Here is a 19725-nt window from a genome sequence, read left to right on the forward strand (position 1 = left end):
TGACAGTAAACAACGCTCTGAGTTGGTCAGTGGCTCGCCATTGATAAACTTATGAGTCAACCAAGTCCCTTTAAACTGTTTATGCCAACGAATTAGAATGGCTTTATCGTTTAGTCGTTTCGCTTTTTTATCATCAACATACAAAACAATATGCGTATGGTTACTCATCACGGCATAGGCACATACATCAATGCAAAACACCTTAGCAAGTTGCAATAGCTTCTCTTCAACCCACCCTCTTCTGTGTTCATAAGACTTGCCAGTGGACTTATCCTCTCCACACAAATACGCCCGTCTTACACATCGTGATATGCAGTGATAGTACTTGGTATCTACCAAGCTAACTTGCCTTTTACGTGCGATTGCCATAAAAAATCCGCCTAAACTTCAACCTTTATTAAAGCATAGACGACTTTTGAATTTATGTATAAATATACGTGGGTGTCATAAGTATTCACTAGTACTGACAGTAAACAACGCTCTGAGTTGGTCAGTGGCTCGCCATTGATAAACTTATGAGTCAACCAAGTCCCTTTAAACTGTTTATGCCAACGAATTAGAATGGCTTTATCATTCAGTCGTTTCGCTTTTTTATCATCAACATACAAAACAATATGCGTATGGTTACTCATTACTGCGTAAGCACATACATCAATACAAAACACCTTAGCAAGCTGTAATAGCTTCTCTTCAACCCACCCCCTTCTGTGTTCATAAGATTTGCCTGTTGCTTTATCCTCTCCACACAAATACGCCCGTCTTACACATCTAGATATGCAGTGATAGTACTTGGTATCTACCAAGCTAACTTGCCTTTTGCGTGCGATTGCCATAAAAAATCCGCCTAAACTTCAACCTTTATTAAAGCATAGGCGACTTTTGAATTTATGTATAAATATACGTGGGTGTCATAAGTATTCATAAGTATTCCATTTATCTAGTGGTGCTAACTTCGCACTCAATTGATACCTTACGGGTGCTACCTTTTACCTCTATCTTGGCTGATAGATCATTTGTAACTAGTAATTTTATACTCCAGTCTTGAAATTCAACATTTTCAGATAAGGCATCATTCTTGTCACCAAAATAATGAAAATCCATTTTGAAAGTAGTTGCGTCTACCTCCGAACTTCCTTGTGCAACTCTTTTAGACACTTTAAGAGATTGTAAGTCAGGAAAGTGAACATCTTTGAAACATCGTCCTTTAACTTCAACCAGTCCCTTGTTGCTTGATATAGCCACTTTACTCAAACCGAAGTTTTCGTTTACGTACACAGAATACTTAACCCTGTTAACATCAACTAAATGAATTTCATTAAGCTCTACATAAATGTCTGGAATACCTGTATATGAAAAATTCGATTTCTCGTGTTGAGTTGCGTAAGAAATACCACTGACGGCTGCCAAACAAATGATCATCCAGAATATACTGTGTTTCATTTTCGATTATTCCTTCTTTGTAGGTGGTAGATATTTGTAGCCATCTGGTGTTGCCAAATATAACCCAGTTCCACCTTTTACAAACTGTTTGTCATTTCGTGAAAAATCGTCTATGTCTGCGGTCCCTCTTCTTTGCATGGAGCTCCAGACATTAGGATACATTTTTCTCAACTCTTTAGTAATCTTGAATCGCTTAACGTGCGCATGTATTGCTTTGCCTAGAGGGACCTCATTTGATGATGAACAAGAGCTGGTAGCAACTCCACATTGCAATGGTGTGCCGTCGGTTGCAATTACAGCAGAAAATTTGTCACCCGAAGTGCATATGTTTGCACAATGCTCTACGCTAGTTTCTTGTGATAAATTATATACCTCACTACTCAGACGCATAAGAAAATCCTCTTCACTTTCGCCATCTATACTTCTTAAAGTTTTGACTGTTTTACGTTTTGTCTTTTTTGTGATTTTACTGCTGTCCCCACCAGCCACTTGTAAATTATCAGTTTTTCTTTCACTATGACTGCTCTCAGCAGCGATACTCTCCTGAGACCCTAAATCAAAGGTTACAGTTCCATTAACTAAGTCAATATTTTGAACTACACCACTTGCGCCACTGCGCTTCATGGTATCTACTTTTATAAAGTTCTCGCCTTTACCACCCACGTCTACAATCAAATTCCCGCCATCGACAAAAAATTTGTCACTGTCCCCAACACTATAATTCATTGTGTTAGAACAACCCGCTGTAGGCTCAGACTTAGCTCGTGTGCCATTTGACTGACACGCCGATGAATACCCAGTCGGATCTGTACCACCCAGCGGGTTATTCATAATATATGAATACGGGTTAACAGACTGCGAGTTTCCTGGCGACTGAATCACGGGGTCAACACTCATAAACCTACCAAGATTATAGTCGTACACCCGGCCATTCATATGAATGAGTTCTAATTCATCTAAATGCTCGTGATCAGTAAATCCACGGCTAGTTTTTGCTGTATCAATATCATCTAACTTTGCAGTGAACTTTAAAGCACCCGATGCTGCACGCGGTTTACCAAATGGGTCAAAGTTACGTTCAGTAACCACATAACCATTGGAATTGGTGATAAGCCTTGCACTGCCTAGGCGGTCTTTATGCAGGTAGCGAATATACGGGCTTGCGCCTGATTTAGTTGAAATAACCGCAACATCACCAATGTAGGCGCGCGTTGTGGTTTTACCACCTTCAACGTCAATTTCATAATGTTTGCCCGCATAATAGGTGGTTTTACCCGCTTGAACTTGCTTGAAGCGCATATGGTCTGCACCATAAACAAAGTCTGCTGTGATCCCATTTTTAGTAATACGCGTCGGTTTATCCATGGCGTTGTAGGACGCAGCGCTAAGGCCATCACCTTTTATCATATTACCGCGACCATCATAACTAAAGCCTACCCAACGTCCGTTTTTGTATACTTTCTTGACCGCATTTGCACCACCACCACTGTAGCCTGATATATGGGTTGAATAATTGTAGGCGGTAGCATAGTCAGACTTTTTCGTGATATTACCCACAGCATCGTAATCATAGCTAATGGTTGTATAGCCTTGAATTTGATTTGATTTTAGACGATGCAAATGATCGTATTGATAGGTCTCATCATATTCATTTCGCGCACCGAGTTTACCCGACGCTACTGACATGCCTTTTAGGTTACCAAACCCATCATATGCGGTGTACTGAATGGTTAACAGGTTAGTGTTATTTTTATGGGTATAGTGCTCGACCATTTGGCCGGTTTGGCGGCTATAGTAGGTATTGGTTTTTAAACCGTTACCCAAAGTTTGAGATTGAATCGCACCAAAAACATCTCGTGCTGTCACCTGTTGGAAACGATAACCACTGGCCTTGTTTCTAATTTCTGACTGATATCCTTTGTCGTCATAAATATATTCCAAAGTCAGGTTATTTGGATAACGTACCCCTTTAATACGACCATAATTTGCATCATAGAATGTCTTCGTTGTAAAACTACGATTATCACCGCTCACCGTATGTGAAATAGCGCGGCCTAGTCCATCATAGCTATAAGAGTGCGTAACCCCATTGCCCGCGGTACTAGACAACTGACCGTATGAATTTGTATCAAAGGTGTAGGTATAGGTCTTCTCACCGGTAGCACTTCTTCTAATAACGCGACCTAACGTATCAACGTTGTAATGCACAGATTTAGAATTACTGCGTGTTTCTCGTTGTACTTCCCCAAATCCGTTGCTTACAATATTTGTGCTGCCTTGGTTTGGATCTACAACACGGAGTTTATTACCAAAGGCGTCATATTTGGCTAAAATATTGTGCCCATTGGCATCTTGTATCACAATTGGCAGGCCTTGCCCATTGTAGGCATAGCGTGTGCGTCCGCCCAGTGCGTCAACTGTTTCTACCAATTGGTTTAGACCGTTATAGCTACGGCTCATTTCACCTAAGTGAATGTTATAGCACGACTCAGACACATTAATATCGGTCTTAAAACCAGTGTAAGCGTATTCAGCGGTCATAGTGCCATTTGAAAACGGACTACATTGCTGGTCAGTCACTTTACGGTCAACACGGCCCAATACGTCATAATTCCCGAAGCGTACACCGTACTTAACTTGCCCCCATTTATACGGCTGAGATTCAAATAGCGGATACCCTTTTGCGTTAAAGGTAGCGTCTGTAAAAATCCAAGCACCATCTTGACCAAGGACCATAGTACGAATGGTACGTCCTAACTTGTCAATAAATGCCACCTGCTCAGGCGCACCAGCGGAAACTGTTCTGACTTGCTTAACGGCATCTCTCGGTGCGTAGCTTCCCGCCCTTTGCACAGCAGTGTAGACAGTGGGAGAACCCTCTACTTTTTGGCTATATGGACGCAAGTAATTATCGTATGTATAGTCCGTGGTTAGGTAATCAGCTGAGTTTACTTTTTTATGAACTAATTTTTTTTGACCTGTTTTAGGGTCAGTGATAGTACGAACCAAGTGCCCTTTCGTATTGATTACATCAAAAACATAGTAGCCGGTCTCATGGGCTGAGGTGCCATTGAGCGTATAAGATATTGACTGAACGCGGCTTTGGTCAGTCCATCTTGCATCATTGTAAATCCGAGCCGTCTTAGTGATTTTAGTCGGCAGACCATAGCTATTAAACTGATATTCTGTCCGGTGACCAGCGCCTGACGAGCCACTCACAACGACTCTTTGTGCTTTTCGAGCGCTACTAAAGTTACTGTAACTCGTAGTGATTGTGGTGCTGCTATCTAACGGCTTTTCGCTACCTCCATACTGGCTGTATGGATCGTTTGCGTTTCGCCTTGACACAGACTCTTTCGTAACAACGCTGCTCCTTAGTATATTTAACCACCAATCCGAGGTATTGGCCTCATACCTGTTCACAGTGGTTGTTTTGACCACGCCACTACTATCTTCAAGGCTCTGCTCTGACTTAATTATATTTCCATTTCTGTCGATAGAATGCACCTTAGTGCGCTTTTCAACAAGTATGTTCTTAGTGTCTAAATCACGCGTTACTTCATAACTTGAATTGGCATAAATACTATAAACATTTGAGATGCTATGGTTTGCATTGTCCATCCAGGACGTTTCTGACTGGCTAATTGCTCGGTCTTCAATTGGGTCTAGAGGACGACCATTTTTAGGGTATTCAGATAGTGCAAATGTTGCTTTTCTCTTTAGCTTGCCTGTATATGGGAAGTGCTGACGGAACTCAGACTGTGTGATAAGCCCCTTGGTAATGTCCGCTTCAATTATTGCCCTAAAACCAGAAAATCCTCTACCTTGGTTATTAAACAAAGCACCGCGATAAGCATACCTGCGAACGAAATCTCCACCTATACCATTGTCTTGTTTAAACTCATTGACAACATACATACTAGAAGTAAAGTTTTGGTAGCCTTCAGTAATACTCCTGTCGCTCTGATATAGCTTTGAGAGCCCGGTAATACCTGTGCTAACAGACGACGAAAGTGGACGATACTGCCATTCACTTTTTAGGCCTTCCCCGTTTGTTACTGAGTTCAACAAGTCTAATGGACGATAGCGACTACCATTGGTGCCAGAGCCCGTACCATAGTTGCGACTAACGTTGACTTTGCCTTGCGCATAACCAGTTGGTGTTGAATCTAAGAAGCGACAAAAAGATCCACCTGAGCCGCTCTCACAACCATAATTGAACACAAGATCAGGTAGGCCATCACCTTGCGCATCAACCATTGCAGACTGATAAACAGACCCGATAAAGTCTGTACTTGATTTAACGAAGCTGCCATTTTTTAATTCTAGTTTTGAGAATGAATAGATACTGCGATCATAACTACCAGTAACAGACTTTACTTGCCCTTCACCGCTTGGAACAGTCCCTGTGTAAATTTCTTCGCCGCATAGCTCAGTAATTCTTTCCCCACGATAACGGTAGTGAGGGACGTTGTAACAACCTCTCACTTTGATGCCGCTCGGTATCAACAGTTCTTCTTTACCATCGGCATCGATATCCGCTACTTTAATAGCATCGCCGTATTTAGGTATTTTAGCGCTTCTTATGCTTTCTCTATCACCACCAAAGCCAAAACGCTCTTCAAAAATAAAGGTACGACTAAACACGCTCGAGCCCGTATAAACCGGGGCAGTAAAAGACCCATTCCCTGTGCTATATCTAACAAACAGTTTGCTGCCGTTGGTTCTTGGCTTGTACCAACCAAACCAGTCTTTGAGCCCGTCACCATTTAAGTCTGCGAAACGATAGTAGCGACCCCATGCATTTTCGTGCCTGTACGTGTAGTCACTTTCATCATCCCAATTTATGGCTTTAGAATATGAAGTCAAAAGTTTGCCATCAGCTGACATGAGCTGAATTGATGCTAATTTTCCCTGCCCTCTATCGTTGGAGCTGTGGGATACACGATAGAAGTCCGGAATGCCGTTGCCATCAAAGTCCCCACCCAGTGAGTAAGATTCGGAAGGTGTTGCGGTATTCGCACGTTTATTCACAGAAAACAGTTTTTGTTTATATGACGATGAATACGGCGAAGAAAAGTTACCAGTGTGGTAATAGAAGTTTATCGAGTCAGCACTATATGAGTTTGTTTTTTCGTAGATTACAAGGTCAGGTAAACTATCGCCATTCATATCACCTACATGTAAAAATGAAGACAACTGCGGTATTTCAATATAAGTATTGATCTTAGTCGCAGTGCCGTTAGCATTACTGCGATAAAGGACCAGCTTTTTCTTAGAGCCAGATGAGCCTGCGTCAAAGTCAAAATCGTCTGTCAGTCCATCTAAGTTGTAATCTGCAGTTTGGGAGTTGCAGTTTACCTTTTCGCCGCTGGTACCTGAAAATTCACAATCCGTCAAAGGGTGGGTATTACTTGAAGTATTACCTTCAGCGTCAATATAAAAACCAGGCCAATCTCTTGCACCGTCGCCGTTTCGATCGCCATTTGGTAATACCGCCGCGATGCTCTTCCCAGCGTTAATATTAACAAACGTACCTCTTACCTTAGTTGCTTGGTCTGCCCAATCAAATGTGGTTTTAGGTAAACAATAGCTACCTGTTGCGCCGTAACACAACTCAACAGAAGCAAGTAGGTCTAAACCTGAGGCCTGACTAGTATTGTAGGCTAGTGTATATTCTCGAGTTTGAAGCGTGTTATGTTTTGTTGTAATACGCTTAAGTCGTTGTGTGTTTTCATAGGACACACCATGGTGATATTTGGTGGTTGGATCAGTGGCTTGTTCATATTCAAAATGGATATTATGGAGCCCTTCATGAGCGCTACTGTTACCGGTGTAATTAATTTTATCCAACAGTTTTTCATTATTACCGTAACTTACATAATTGTAATGAATAAAGTTTTTCTTGGTTGCATCATGTGTGTAGTCAATTAGCCAAGCGTATGGCCCTTTACTTTGACTACGGATATCACGACTATTGCTGGAACCACCAAAAGCACTCACATGGCCATTTTTATATTTTACAATAAAGTAGCTAGAATTTGAGTTCAAAGCGCCACTTTGCGTCACAAGTGCAAAGCTGTCCATTTCAGTTCTATACTGAGTGCCACTTTGGCCATATTGACCGCTGACGGCCACAAGCTTTTGGCCATTTAAGCACAACCTGTCACTGTTACTATATTGTGGGTTTTGGCTATAGCCTTCTTGTGCATAGGTAGCAGCGCAGCGCGTAATTGCAGAGCCTGCCGACAATGACCATCCTTTACCCGCTAATCCACCACCTGAGCGCGAAGAATAACTCAATGATACTTTCGGTTGCATGCCAGCACGTCCAGCAGTTAATTCAATAGGTATAGAATATGTTGCTCCGCCACCACTTACACCTGCACCGCCTTTGATCGTGCCAACGTTATCTACACGAGGTGCGCTAGGGCTTATAAATGATGCGTTGTCAGGTACTAATGCAGTCAGTTCAGCATATTTAGTATCAAATATGTTTTGAACTACACTGCCAGAGGCGATGCGTGAACAGCTACTGCGATAGCACAAAGCCACTCGAACTTGTGCAAAGTCGTTAAACCTGTCATCAAGCCTGACCGAATTCTCAGTGGTGTATAGTAGATTTTCCCATTGACCGTTTTCATTTAATACTTGAATCGCATACTTTTCAGCCCTCAGAGCTGCAGACCAAGTAAGCAGTCGCCCTTGATTATCGGCAATGATTTTTGCGCTGTATTCACTGGCACTAATAGGCCTTGGGACCATGACTGGTTGACCCCATAAACCGATAGGCATAAATAAGTTGCCAGATTTAGCATGTGCTATTGAGGCAAAAGCTGTCATTTGCATAAAGCACAAAATAGCGATTGCATAGAGTAACTTAGGTTTGTGTAGTACGCTAATCAATGCGTAAGACTCCTTTTAAATATTCGCAATAATAAAGCCTGTTCTAACCAATATTGACATAGACATGATCGTAAATTTGCAAAAATCACCGCGATAAAATGTAGTTATTGAGGAAATAACCACCAACTTTGTTAATTTAAATCCGCGCAATATACATAAAAGCACATCAATAAACAAGATTAGAAAAGTCAATAATTACAACACTCTATGATGTAATGAAATATTTATTGTTAAATTTATTTCAATTCTGAATATCTGCTAAATCGTCTTTGCCCATTTCAAAGTTTGCTAATGCAGGTTTGCAAACTTATAAGGTGCAAATACACCATTTAATAAAAGTGAGCAGCAAACATAAATCAATAGAAAAGTAACAATTCAAACGGAATTTCCCTTATTGCATCTCAGGCCTTTCAAATGTGCCTCGCAATAATAACCCGCTCGGCTACGTTGCCTGTATATTTAATGAGCACACCAATAGCATGGATACAAAAATCATTCGTTCATAGTCACTATATGTGGCGAGACACATTGCTCAAATTTTTATTTATGGTCGGATTTTTTGGAGATGACCTGATAACTTTTAATTGGTGAAAGTTGAGTCGAGTATTCAAATAAGTATTACTGGCGAAGAAAGTAATTTCTACTCTGAGTTAAGTTAGAGCAGCGGTTTTACCTTCTGAGCCTTTAAACACTTTCGTAAATTTAGTGCTCAGCTTTGTCCAAAGCTCAGGGCGTATATTGGGAGTTATGGTCAACTAATTCCAGGCAGTGATGTCAGTTGCTCTTCCACAACTGCAAGTGTCTTCATATCATTGTAACTATACCCTTTTCGAGATGCAGGAGCGCATCAGATCACGCTTCATACATCACTCTAATCATAATTAATCAACCGATTTAGAGTATTCCATTATTTCTATCGTACTAGTGCCGACTCTATCAATTGTTTAATAGAATAAAAAATATGCTACATTCTCTTTGTTTAAAATTTATCGATAAGCTTGTTGTGCCCTAAACGATGAGGAGTTCAGCACTGGTGGCACGACAAAAGGGCTTATATTTTATGCACTATTTAGGGAGAATTTTGTGAAATTAGAGTCTATTGCGTTACATGAAGGTTATACATCAGAGCAAACCACTAAGTCTGCCGCTGTTCCCATTTACCAAACCACTTCATACACCTTTGACAATACAGAGCATGGTGCTGACCTTTTTAACCTTGCGGTACCGGGCAACATTTACACCCGTATTATGAATCCAACTAATGATGTATTGGAAAAGCGCCTTGCTGCAATGGAGGGCGGCATAGGCGCTTTGGCCGTGTCGTCCGGTATGGCTGCAATTACCTATGCAATTCAATGCCTCACACAAGTGGGGGACAATATTGTTAGCACTAGCCAATTATACGGGGGTACCTACAACTTATTTGCACATACTCTACCTAGACAAGGTGTAGAGGTAAAATTGGTTTCATATGATGATTTTGATGGGTTTGAATCCGCGATTGATAGAAACACTAAAGCTATTTTTTGCGAGTCTATCGGCAATCCTGCAGGCAACATTGTGGATATTAATCGTTTAGCTAAAATAGCGCATAAACACGGTGTTCCTGTGATAGTAGACAATACTGTCGCAACGCCTTATCTATGTCGCCCTTTTGAACTGGGTGCAGATATCGTCGTACACTCATTAACGAAATACATCGGAGGTCATGGCACCTCAATTGGCGGTATTATTGTTGACTCAGGTAAGTTTGACTGGGTAGCCAACAAAGAGCGCTTTGCAGTTTTAAATGAGCCCGACCCATCTTACCATGGCGTTGTTTACACTGAAGCTTTTGGACCAGCGGCGTATATCGGGCGATGTCGCGTTGCTCCATTAAGAAACACGGGGGCTGCACTGTCGCCGATGAATGCCTTTCAAATTCTTCAAGGGCTTGAAACACTGGGCTTAAGAATGGATCGCCACTGCGAAAATGCAGAAAAACTCGCCGAGTTTTTAAAGCACCACCCAAAAGTAGAGTGGGTAAACTATGCAGCGCTCAATGATAGTCCTGATAACGAGAATTGCCATAAGATAACTAGTGGCAAAGCTTCAGGCATACTCAGCTTTGGTATAAAAGGTGGTATTGAAGCATGTTCAAAGTTTATTGATGCATTAAATATGGTTCTTCGTTTGGTTAATATCGGTGATGCAAAGTCATTGGCGTGTCACCCTGCATCCACAACACATAGACAACTAAATCAAGCAGAGCTTGCCTCGGCTGGCGTCAGCGAAGATCTAGTTCGTATCTCGGTTGGCATTGAGCATATCGATGATATTATTGAAGATGTTTCTCAAGCATTGGAAAAAGCTTAGAGCGCTACTTCTGGTCGCGATTTGTAAGATTCGACCAATGTAACTACACTGAGTCAGTTTAAATTGGCTCAGTGCCGTGAGGCCTATTAACGTAACTTGTTAATCCTAAAGGTTTCTGGAAAGTGGTTAAAATATCTTGAGAATTTACATACAGTGCTATCCCAACGGGTAGTGAACCAACCTTTCATTCTCGTTTCAATGGCTATTTTGTAAAAAATATATTTCAACGCGCCGTCAACAATTGCGAGAGCTCTAAAAAGGTTTTATGACTAATTACAATACAACACTCCTCTAAAGTAAAAAGTCAGCACTCTTATACACCACATTTAGTTTTTCCTCTTAGAAACCATGAGCAATAAGTTAACAATAAACAGGAGGAAACCCAAAGCACCTATAACAAACTGACCGTCAGTTTTTTCAAAAAAGTGTTCAGTAATTGAAAAGCTTGTGTATAGTGCGAAAAACTGAACAAAATATATGGCTTTGTGTCTTCGGCTTTCTGCCGATAATTTAAGGAAAAAATGTACACCTGTTAAAATTACAGCAATTAAAATTATCAGAATTTCGTACATATCAATTCCCATTATTAAGCTGATGAGTACTGCTGAAGACAAGCCTAGAGTTTTTAAAAAATGAACGTAACATATGTCAACATGTATTTATAGCTAGCAAAGGTGGTTTTTTATTACTATTGATGCAATTAGCTATAGATTAGAAATTGGTATTAATTTAAGCGCTGAAGCTGCCTTGACGAATAGCCTTTATTAAATTCCTATGCACATCATTCGCATTATTAACTTTCTTATATTTTACGGAATTAAATATCGTTAAAAGCTCAGAAGAGTATGGAGCTACCATAGCCCACGTTTCATGAGAAAATATTGCTACGAACATTTAATCTAAAAAGATTAAAGGGCACACAGTCTTACATTTACGGTGCCCATGTATTATGTTTAATTACGCCTTTTTGGTGTTACCAAACAAAAGTCCCCTGAATCGGGTAACTACCAGACATCTCAATCTCACGCGAAATAGTGAACGTGTCTAAGTCAATTTCAAGAATTCGACCATCGTCACTCGCAGCTGTATAAAAATATCTATCATTTTTTGGATCAAAAGAAGATGTATGCGACTGAGTTTTTCGGCTTTTTGAAGAAGCTGGCGGGCTCACCTCAATATCTGTCACCTTTTTGTGTGTATTTAAATCTATCACCGTCATATAAGTATCAGTGTGGTTGGTTGACACTGCCAACATACGACCTGGGATCATTGTTGTATGACCATTGCCTTTACCCGTTTCGATAGTGGAAATTACTTCCATTGATACGCTATTAATGACAAAGGTTGTGCCTTCGTTTGATCCTAAATAAATATGAACGCCATCGGGGTGAAAAGAAGCGTGATGTGCACCCATTGTCTCAACATTTGTAGCCGTAGTTGGCATATGTTTAATCTGCTTTTGATACAGTTTATTATCAGATAGTTCAAATGCCATAATACCTGGCGCTACACCATTTTTTGGTGAGCCTTCCAATACCGCATAGAAGACATTTTTATTCCAGCCAGTTGCATTAGGTGTAGACATTATATGATGCACAGAAGTAGGTGTAGCTAGTGTATATTTATGCGAAATAACAAAACTGTCTTGTTCAGTCTCAACTTCATAGAGCTCTAATGTTCTGCGAGCTCTGTCCAAAATCAAAAACTGTGTTTCACTTACCCAAAATGGATGCCCGGTAGCAAGGCCCCCACCAAAGTCATTGACTGTTAGCGTAGTTTCGTTGCCAACTGTTGCAATCACTTCGTTGGTCTTTGTATCAATGATGCTTGTTACCGCTTTCTTGGTACCCGACACAGCCGCCAGCTTTTTACTTTTGTTATAAGTTACAGAGCGAGGAAAGTGGTTTAGGGGGATCACACCGCCTATTTCTAGCGTTTGGCTAGAAATTACATCCAAAGATTGCGTGTTTCTGGTAGTCACATAGACCTGTCCATCGCCAGCTTTGTCGATAGGATATGGGCTATCCCCTATTGAGTTGATGACTTCTTTGATTTTCATCGATTGAGGCTCAAACGTCAGTACTTGGTTGTTATCTTTATCTGCATAAAACCCTGTACTATGCGCCATCGCCGCTTGAATGTTCAACGCTGAGAGTACGGAAAGTAGTAGAATTGGCTTTTTTCCCATTGCGATTTCCTTTCTTATTTAGATTGTTAGAATAATTGTGGATGTCATTGTTTAATTCAATAACCTTTCATTTCTAGACGCACTGTATATATTTCGGACAACTTATCGGCTAATATAAAAAAGTACCCTATACAAGTACAGCTAGATGATATTAGATTTACATCCCTAACATCCACTAATTTCCACAATAAAGGTAATAAAATGAAATTAAATCACGTTGATTATTCCGATTTATTTATTAATGATTTTTTAGCTATATTACCTCGCGATCTCAAGGATATAATTAAGATTGAATGGCAGTTATAGAACCCCTTTATTTTAAGCCTAAGACACCCCGTAAGATATTTACAGGTTAAATCTTTACTCTCAGGACTGTTCCATTCGCAATAAAAAATCAAACTGGCTAAAAGAGAAATATTTGACAAAAGAAAAATTGGACAGACACATAAAAGCTAGACACACATAAAAGCTAGACAGGCACATTTTTAATAATTGGCGGAATTACAACCAAACACCTTCAACGTTATATCTACAATATAAAAATTCACTGTCTATTTATGTTCACTGGGGGAGAAAAATCACAATTAGGAATATTTTAATATTAATAAAAAAGTCCAACTCTAGATTGACTCAGAACGAAAAATCAACTCAATATTACCCCGCGCCTTTATACCAATACATATCATTTTTAGCTGCATGTGCCTTCAATTTTGATGGCATACCCACAAAGTTAGCGTAACGCCTACCATAACTTTTAACCATCCCCAGCCATATCGCGTCTTTTATATTTAATGATTCCAATATATTTGGGACTTCATGTGCTATATGTCCTCTCTGCTTTAGGTAGGCATGCCGCCCAGTCCAATCAACCAGAGACAAATAACCCAACAAAGAAAATGGTAAGGTATGCTCTTGATTGCCGCCACCAAAAGGCTTTAGCAACTTAGGCTGAGAAGCAACTCGCTCTACTTCTCTATGTTTTTGTTGTGTACTGCTGGCTCTAATTGTCTCAAATTGTTTTAATCGCTCTTGAATTGATGTGAAATCACTCTCCTCAAGTTTTTTAGCCATATTCGCTCGTATCGGGTTTAAATCAACATAGGCCATACAGCTTAGCAAGGCAATTTCATCCAGAAGTGCTTGTGATTTATATCGCCCCTCCCAATATTTTCCCGTACAGTCGTCTTCCTTATTTGCTTTCTTTGCAATATATTCATTGAGGTTTTTCATGTACCAACTAATGTCGTATAGTCTCGCACGCCACTTAGTAATCAATTCAGATACCAGCGATTGCTCCGCGTCGCTGAGCACTTGCTCTTGTAAATATCTATCAATGACTGGACTACCTTTGTATAATCGGTACCATCTCGTTATTACTTCATCATCTGACCAATTTATTGCCTCTTGTCTATTCACTTTTACAACCATATGATAGTGATTGCTCATGATGGCATAAGCCGCTATATCTATCGCGAATACGCTACTTAAAAATTTCATCCGCTCGACCAACCACCTACGTCTATGGTCAAAGTTTTTGCCCGTATACTTATCCTCCCCACACAAAAAAGCGCGACGTACACATCTCGCTATTAAGTGATAATAAGACGTCGACGATAAATCTATTAAAGCCTTCCTTGCTCTGGTCATTCTTTTTACACCCGCTTTCAACTGGATAAATAAACAGTAGTAGAAGGGGCCTGTTTGCGCAATAAGTTTGTGCCTGTCCTTTCTTACACTTTCTTACATTTTCTTGCAATCCCACCTTGCGCTATCTCTTATCTTGTTTTTAACGTTTAGTTTGAACAAAGCACTTAAAAGTTAGGATTTGCTTTAGGTGCTCAACTTCAATCAGATTATTAATCGTATGATGAGGTTTCAACTTCAAAACCCCGAGCTATCTGTTGCACTAGCGCAAATACGAGAAACTCAAACAATAAAAGTCTCCCGGAGATGAGCTTACTCGCAATTTCAATTCCTTATAAAGCAGCCTGACCTTACCTAATCAAAGCGAAGCAAAGGCAGGCTGTTTAACTTAGTAAGTTTCACCCAAACTACTTAGTGATTTGCACGGTATCAAGTCTAAAACCTCCTTTTTCGTCACTTACCTTCAATACGATTTCTTCTTTTCCATCTTGATTAATATCATAACTGTAAATGTCATTCGAAGAGCTTGGTAACGAACGCTTAATTCGTTTCGGTCTGCGCGATAACCCTCTTCTTTTGTCACCAAAATAAACTTTGAGTTCATTAGTATCTGCCCTTATCAATAAATCAGTTAATCCATCACCATTGAAGTCTTCAAAAATAATCCCCTTTCCGCTCTCGCTGCTTGACTCATTCATATTCATTGCTATTTCAACGCTTTTTTTTGCAGCTGCTTTTTTCTCAAACTGATTATCATTTGTTCCTTTAAAAATACTAATTGTACTATCAAGCGTAACGTCTTTATTTTCCATCGCAGCACTGGCGATTGAAATAATATCCATAAAACCAATGTCAAAAGAGATCACTGCTAAGTCGTTTTGCCCGTCACCGTCAAAGTCGCTGATGTTAGCGATGGCGCTAGTTTCCTCCAAGGTAAGTTTAATATCAGGACTGTCTTTAAAAACCAGCCCGTTACTCGTATGTTCAGAAAAGAAAACCCTATGAATGCTTTCACTGTCTAAATCCTTCTCTTCGTCAGCACCGTCTGAGAGACTCTCTATCGTATGAATATCTGGATAACCATCATTGTTAAAGTCTCTTAACTTCTCGATTTTCTGTTTACTACTTTCGTCAAAAGTCATGAGTGTTTGTAGTTTTTTGCTAGGGCCTTGAGGGGTTGCCAAAAAATACTGCACCTTTTTTAGCTCATAAAACATTAAATCATCGATGCCATCTCCATTTATATCAGCCAAAGTAGGAGTTCGAGGCAATGTATGACTAATCGTCAAATTTTGATCTGAGACATGAGTGACCGTTTGGGCATTTAACGGAAGTGAAATCGGACTAAACTTCCCCGTCTCCTGCTGGACATAAATTGTCTGCTCTTCAACTCCTGGGAAATAAAAGTCAGTCAAGTCATCACCATTTGCGTCTAACGTAAACGCTTGGTGCTTAAAATGCGAAAAAGTATCAGACTGAAATAAAGTATCAGCTTCTATCAAATTATGTGTTTTTGTTTCATCAGCGTGAAATACGCCTCGCTCAGTTAACACAAATGCCTGAGCCCCTTGATGATTTTTAAGTTTACCAACGCTATACATAATCGGCTTTTCTGGTACAACTAACAAAGAGACTTGTTTAGTTTTAAAATCGATTTTTTGTAAATAGGCTGATTCACCATTACCGGCTACAAAAGCTGAGTCTGTATCTGCCACGACAAGCTTGTCATCAGCTTTGTATTGTAAATCGATTGAATCATATGCGTAAACCAAGCTGCTGAATAATGCAAAAGGAAGTAATCTTTTCATAGTAGAAGTCCATTAAAAATAAATTTTATTTTATTGAAATATATAGATATAATTTACTATTACGATTTGGCTAAGCTGCTTTTTTCCACTTATGCTTAGCTCATGTTTTCGGTTTTTGGCCACTTCCATGCATGCCAAATTGTCATCAAAGACAACACGACTTCCAACCCGGTCAGATAAAGATAAAAGCCCCATACGGTTTCCAAATTGATAGATACAAGTAGCACAACAAATAAACTAGGGATGATGATATTCAATCTTCGATTGATATTGGGTTTTAGTGTCAAAGTTAGAAAAATCATGACACTCGGTATCGACATTAATAGCGCGACGGCAAAAAACTCAAATTGAATACCTTCCTTTTCTGCGCTCACGAGCAATGCCTCGGACATAATGCCTGGCACAAACACTTGAATGTAATCACCGTATACATAGCAAAACATCACTGCGACCCAAAGCGCTGAGAGCTTCAGCTTTACATTTATTTGATAGTCCTCAAAAGGAATGGAGATGTCCTTTATCATATTCATATTAACTCCGTTGTTTAAATTAAGCCCTTGGGAAAGGGGTTGTTGACGAAGCTAAACGATATAACTTATAAATAGTTAGGTCGTCCGAGACTATAAGTACGGACACTTATTTATGTTTGAATCACTCAAAGAAAAGTAATAAAAGGAACAGAGTTTGGTCGACCCTATCGAAATTATTCTGACTATGGTGATTGTTGGGCAAGTTTGTATCAGTGTGCCTATTCTTTTATCAAGAGTGTTGAAGTGTGCGATGAATTTGCCATTGGCGTTGTTTTTATTCGCCAGTGGTGTTTTGGCATTAAATTCAACGATAGCTTCTGTTTTACCTGATTACTATGCTTTGTATACAGCCTTTGCATTTCCAGTTCTATTTTTACTTTCCCCATCATTATGGTTTTATGTTGAGGGACTTACAGCTGATTCACCGTGGCAATTACATAAGAAGCAACTTAGGCACTATGTGCTAATAGCCCCGGCCTTACTGATCTCCGTGATGATTATATTTTTACCCAAGGACATTCATAATGCCATTTTCATCCTTGATGAGGAGGTCAACGCGCCCTTTGTTAGCACATTACTCTTGGGTATTTTGATCATGATGCTGCTTTGGCTGATCCAATGTGCTTATACACTAATAAAGATTGTACGCAGATTAAATCAATACCGTAAAAAGTTAAAAGACGTTTATTCCAATCATGATAAAAAAGAACTCAACTGGATGAATTGGCTACTTTTTATTTTAGTTAGCGTGTGGCTATCTTCATTAGTGACAGTATTTTCCTCAAGCTTATTTGACCATGCCTTATTTAATAGTAATACGGAGATGGTCCTGTCTGTTCTATTAATCTGGTGCATAACCCACTTTGGCCTGCAACAAAAGCCTGCGCTCGCTGATCTAGGCGATGAGGATATCCAAGACATGAGCAAAGATCACGACAACCCCTCTGATGATAAGCACTCTCCGACTAAAAAGTATCAGCGCTCCGCTTTAGGTCAAACACAATCAGCCCGAATTGCAACAAAGATAAACTCAGCAATGGAGCAAGACAAACTCTATTTAGACTCAAACCTGTCATTACAAAAACTGTCAAAACACCTCAATATTTCGCCAAATTACATATCACAAACGCTGAATGAAACGTTATCCGTAAGCTTTTTCGATTTTGTTAACCAATGGCGTATTGAGGCCGCCAAACCTAAAATACTGGCAAATAACAGTACTGTACTCGATATTGCATTGGAGGTGGGGTTTAACGCACGTTCATCCTTTTATAAAGCATTTAAACAAGCAACAGGACAAACCCCTAGTGAATTTCGAAAGGGCCACGCAAGTAGTTAAATACAGCGCTTTTGGCAGAGCTCAACAGGTTTAATTGTGAACAGACGTACGTTGAACTCTGTGATCTAATAAGGGCTAGTCTTGACTGCAACCCTGTATAAAGCTTTAAAACTTAACGTAGACGCGGATATACTTCAGGAATAACGGCTTCATTTAGCGATATCATTTGATAGTAAGCCGCTATTTCTTCTTCAGTAAAATCTCCAAGTTGTATTTCGACAAACATTTCATAACTTTGAGACTTTTGCGTACTGGGCACAGCTCCAAGCTGATAAATGTAATCTAAATAATGGATAGGGTCCACGTCAGAGCCCAACAATGCGTCCTCAAGAATGATTGGAGTGATACCCGCTTCAATTAATTTATAAACAGCGTCATACAAGCCAAATTGAGAAACCACGCCAGAAATAACAGCTTGATTCTTACCTGCTGCTTGAATATCTGCCACCACATGATCAATTTTTTTGTAGCTGACCACATTGGCATTTTTACGATATTTTGATGTATAGGGCTTTCCTTTTTCATTAACATGAAAACTCGGCATATAGCTAAATAAAAACTCCTGCTCTAAACCTAAAAAGGTAAATCTCGGCTCTGTAGCAGATTTGTTGTCATGCTCAGCCATAGCTAGGCTAGTGTCATCCATATTAAAATTAATCATCGCGGTTTTATGACGATCGCCTTGGTGAAGCTCATCACGTTCACCCACTGCGTAGCGCGGACTATAGATCAATTTGTCCTTGGACTCCATTGATTCAATAATTTCACTGGCCGTTGCCAATTTTACGCCCGCTTGTTGTAAACGTTTAAAAGTTGGTCGCTCATAGATTTCGGTTGAAAACGTTGCGTCACTTGCTAAATAGACATCGAAGCCCATTTTCTTGAGTCCTAAAACGGTTTGCATAACACACACATCGGTTTCTGCACCTGCGACCACCACTCGGGAAATACCTGCATCAGACCAAGCTTCCATGGCGGCATGAATATCAGTTTCCAGTGTTGAGTTAAACGTTTGTTTGAAGAAGCTTTGTGTATTTTCATCAAGTGCTTGAGCAATACGTGTTATATAAGCAGAATAGTCTAAACCTTGGTCGGTGTTGGAGGCTTCGTAAGTAATGGTTGTTGGCATATTTAAATCATCGGCTTTTTGTGCCAATTGTGCAATTCGGTCAATGCTGGCGTGCAATTGAGGATCTACATTTTGCGGTGGTATTTGATACTCAGGGTAAAAAACTTTAACCCAAAATATATCACTATCCATCACATATTCTTCCTGAGCATCAATAATCAGTAAACCCGTATTTTGGGCACTCAGATAAACCTGCTCACTTTTTTTGGTTTCTGATGCAAATTGCAACCTGTCATCGATGTTACAAGCCGACAGACCAAACGCCAACGAAAGTACTAATAAAGACTTTTTCATAAATCACCTGTTTAATTATCCTTGTTTCAAAGCAAATGAATGGCTGATTACTTTTTAATCAAGCATCGATATTTAAACGTTTTATTAACAAA

General features: G+C 39.9%; 10 protein-coding genes and 1 pseudogene. 2 read left to right on the forward strand and 9 right to left on the reverse strand.

Annotation, left to right across the window (positions count from 1 at the left end):
* From N483_RS20180 to N483_RS20195, 4 genes and pseudogenes are all read right to left on the reverse strand, one after another.
* Nucleotides 1-369 (reverse strand): transposase (locus N483_RS20180; RefSeq protein ID WP_155735421.1); only part of this gene is annotated, 369 nt, incomplete at its 3' end.
* A 77-nt stretch (nucleotides 370-446) separates the two neighbouring features.
* A pseudogene (locus N483_RS20185) lies at nucleotides 447-833 on the reverse strand (Mobile element protein); the annotation flags it as partial.
* A 100-nt stretch (nucleotides 834-933) separates the two neighbouring features.
* Nucleotides 934-1440 carry a hypothetical protein gene (locus N483_RS20190; RefSeq protein WP_023398282.1) on the reverse strand — a complete coding sequence of 169 codons (507 nt, stop codon included), beginning with the start codon at nucleotides 1438-1440 and terminating at the stop codon, nucleotides 934-936.
* A 6-nt stretch (nucleotides 1441-1446) separates the two neighbouring features.
* Nucleotides 1447-8346 carry an RHS repeat-associated core domain-containing protein gene (locus N483_RS20195; protein WP_023398283.1) on the reverse strand — a complete coding sequence of 2300 codons (6900 nt, stop codon included), beginning with the start codon at nucleotides 8344-8346 and terminating at the stop codon, nucleotides 1447-1449.
* A gap of 1083 nt (nucleotides 8347-9429) precedes the next feature.
* Between N483_RS20195 and N483_RS20200 the strand changes: the two genes are divergently transcribed.
* Nucleotides 9430-10701, forward strand: coding sequence for an O-acetylhomoserine aminocarboxypropyltransferase/cysteine synthase family protein (locus tag N483_RS20200; RefSeq protein ID WP_023398284.1), 1272 nt, complete (start codon nucleotides 9430-9432; stop codon nucleotides 10699-10701).
* Nucleotides 10702-11674: 973 nt separating this feature from the next.
* On the opposite strand, the gene N483_RS20210 is transcribed toward N483_RS20200, so the two are convergent.
* The 4 genes from N483_RS20210 to N483_RS20225 all read right to left on the reverse strand — a co-directional run bounded on the left by N483_RS20210 (nucleotide 11675) and on the right by N483_RS20225 (nucleotide 16871).
* Nucleotides 11675-12889 carry a YncE family protein gene (locus tag N483_RS20210; RefSeq protein ID WP_023398286.1) on the reverse strand — a complete coding sequence of 405 codons (1215 nt, stop codon included), beginning with the start codon at nucleotides 12887-12889 and terminating at the stop codon, nucleotides 11675-11677.
* Between the two features lie 654 nt (nucleotides 12890-13543).
* A complete protein-coding gene (locus N483_RS20215; RefSeq protein WP_036975432.1) occupies nucleotides 13544-14536 on the reverse strand; it encodes a transposase in 993 nt (330 codons plus the stop codon).
* A 404-nt stretch (nucleotides 14537-14940) separates the two neighbouring features.
* Nucleotides 14941-16341, reverse strand: coding sequence for an FG-GAP repeat domain-containing protein (locus N483_RS20220; RefSeq protein WP_023398289.1), 1401 nt, complete (start codon nucleotides 16339-16341; stop codon nucleotides 14941-14943).
* Nucleotides 16342-16436: 95 nt separating this feature from the next.
* The gene (locus N483_RS20225) at nucleotides 16437-16871 is read right to left on the reverse strand and encodes a DUF6326 family protein (protein WP_023398290.1); all 435 of its coding nucleotides are present in this window, start codon (nucleotides 16869-16871) and stop codon (nucleotides 16437-16439) included.
* A gap of 154 nt (nucleotides 16872-17025) precedes the next feature.
* Between N483_RS20225 and N483_RS20230 the strand changes: the two genes are divergently transcribed.
* Nucleotides 17026-18210: a helix-turn-helix domain-containing protein gene (locus N483_RS20230; RefSeq protein WP_023398291.1), complete on the forward strand. Its 1185-nt coding sequence runs from the start codon at nucleotides 17026-17028 to the stop codon at nucleotides 18208-18210.
* A gap of 112 nt (nucleotides 18211-18322) precedes the next feature.
* Here the strand turns inward: N483_RS20230 and N483_RS20235 are convergent, their stop codons facing one another.
* Nucleotides 18323-19633: a cysteine hydrolase family protein gene (locus N483_RS20235; protein WP_023398292.1), complete on the reverse strand. Its 1311-nt coding sequence runs from the start codon at nucleotides 19631-19633 to the stop codon at nucleotides 18323-18325.
* Nucleotides 19634-19725: the final 92 nt, after the last annotated feature.

This window comes from Pseudoalteromonas luteoviolacea NCIMB 1944, assembly GCF_001625565.1.
Taxonomy (GTDB): Bacteria; Pseudomonadota; Gammaproteobacteria; order Enterobacterales; family Alteromonadaceae; genus Pseudoalteromonas; species Pseudoalteromonas luteoviolacea_F.

What these genes read in the sequence shown, in the direction of transcription:
- N483_RS20220 (WP_023398289.1), bottom strand. Translation starts at nt 16,341, where the DNA reads ATGAAAAGATTACTTCCTTTTGCATTATTCAGCAGCTTGGTTTACGCA.
- N483_RS20210 (WP_023398286.1), bottom strand. Translation starts at nt 12,889, where the DNA reads ATGGGAAAAAAGCCAATTCTACTACTTTCCGTACTCTCAGCGTTGAAC.
- N483_RS20235 (WP_023398292.1), bottom strand. Translation starts at nt 19,633, where the DNA reads ATGAAAAAGTCTTTATTAGTACTTTCGTTGGCGTTTGGTCTGTCGGCT.
- N483_RS20225 (WP_023398290.1), bottom strand. Translation starts at nt 16,871, where the DNA reads ATGAATATGATAAAGGACATCTCCATTCCTTTTGAGGACTATCAAATA.
- N483_RS20190 (WP_023398282.1), bottom strand. Translation starts at nt 1,440, where the DNA reads ATGAAACACAGTATATTCTGGATGATCATTTGTTTGGCAGCCGTCAGT.
- N483_RS20215 (WP_036975432.1), bottom strand. Translation starts at nt 14,536, where the DNA reads ATGACCAGAGCAAGGAAGGCTTTAATAGATTTATCGTCGACGTCTTAT.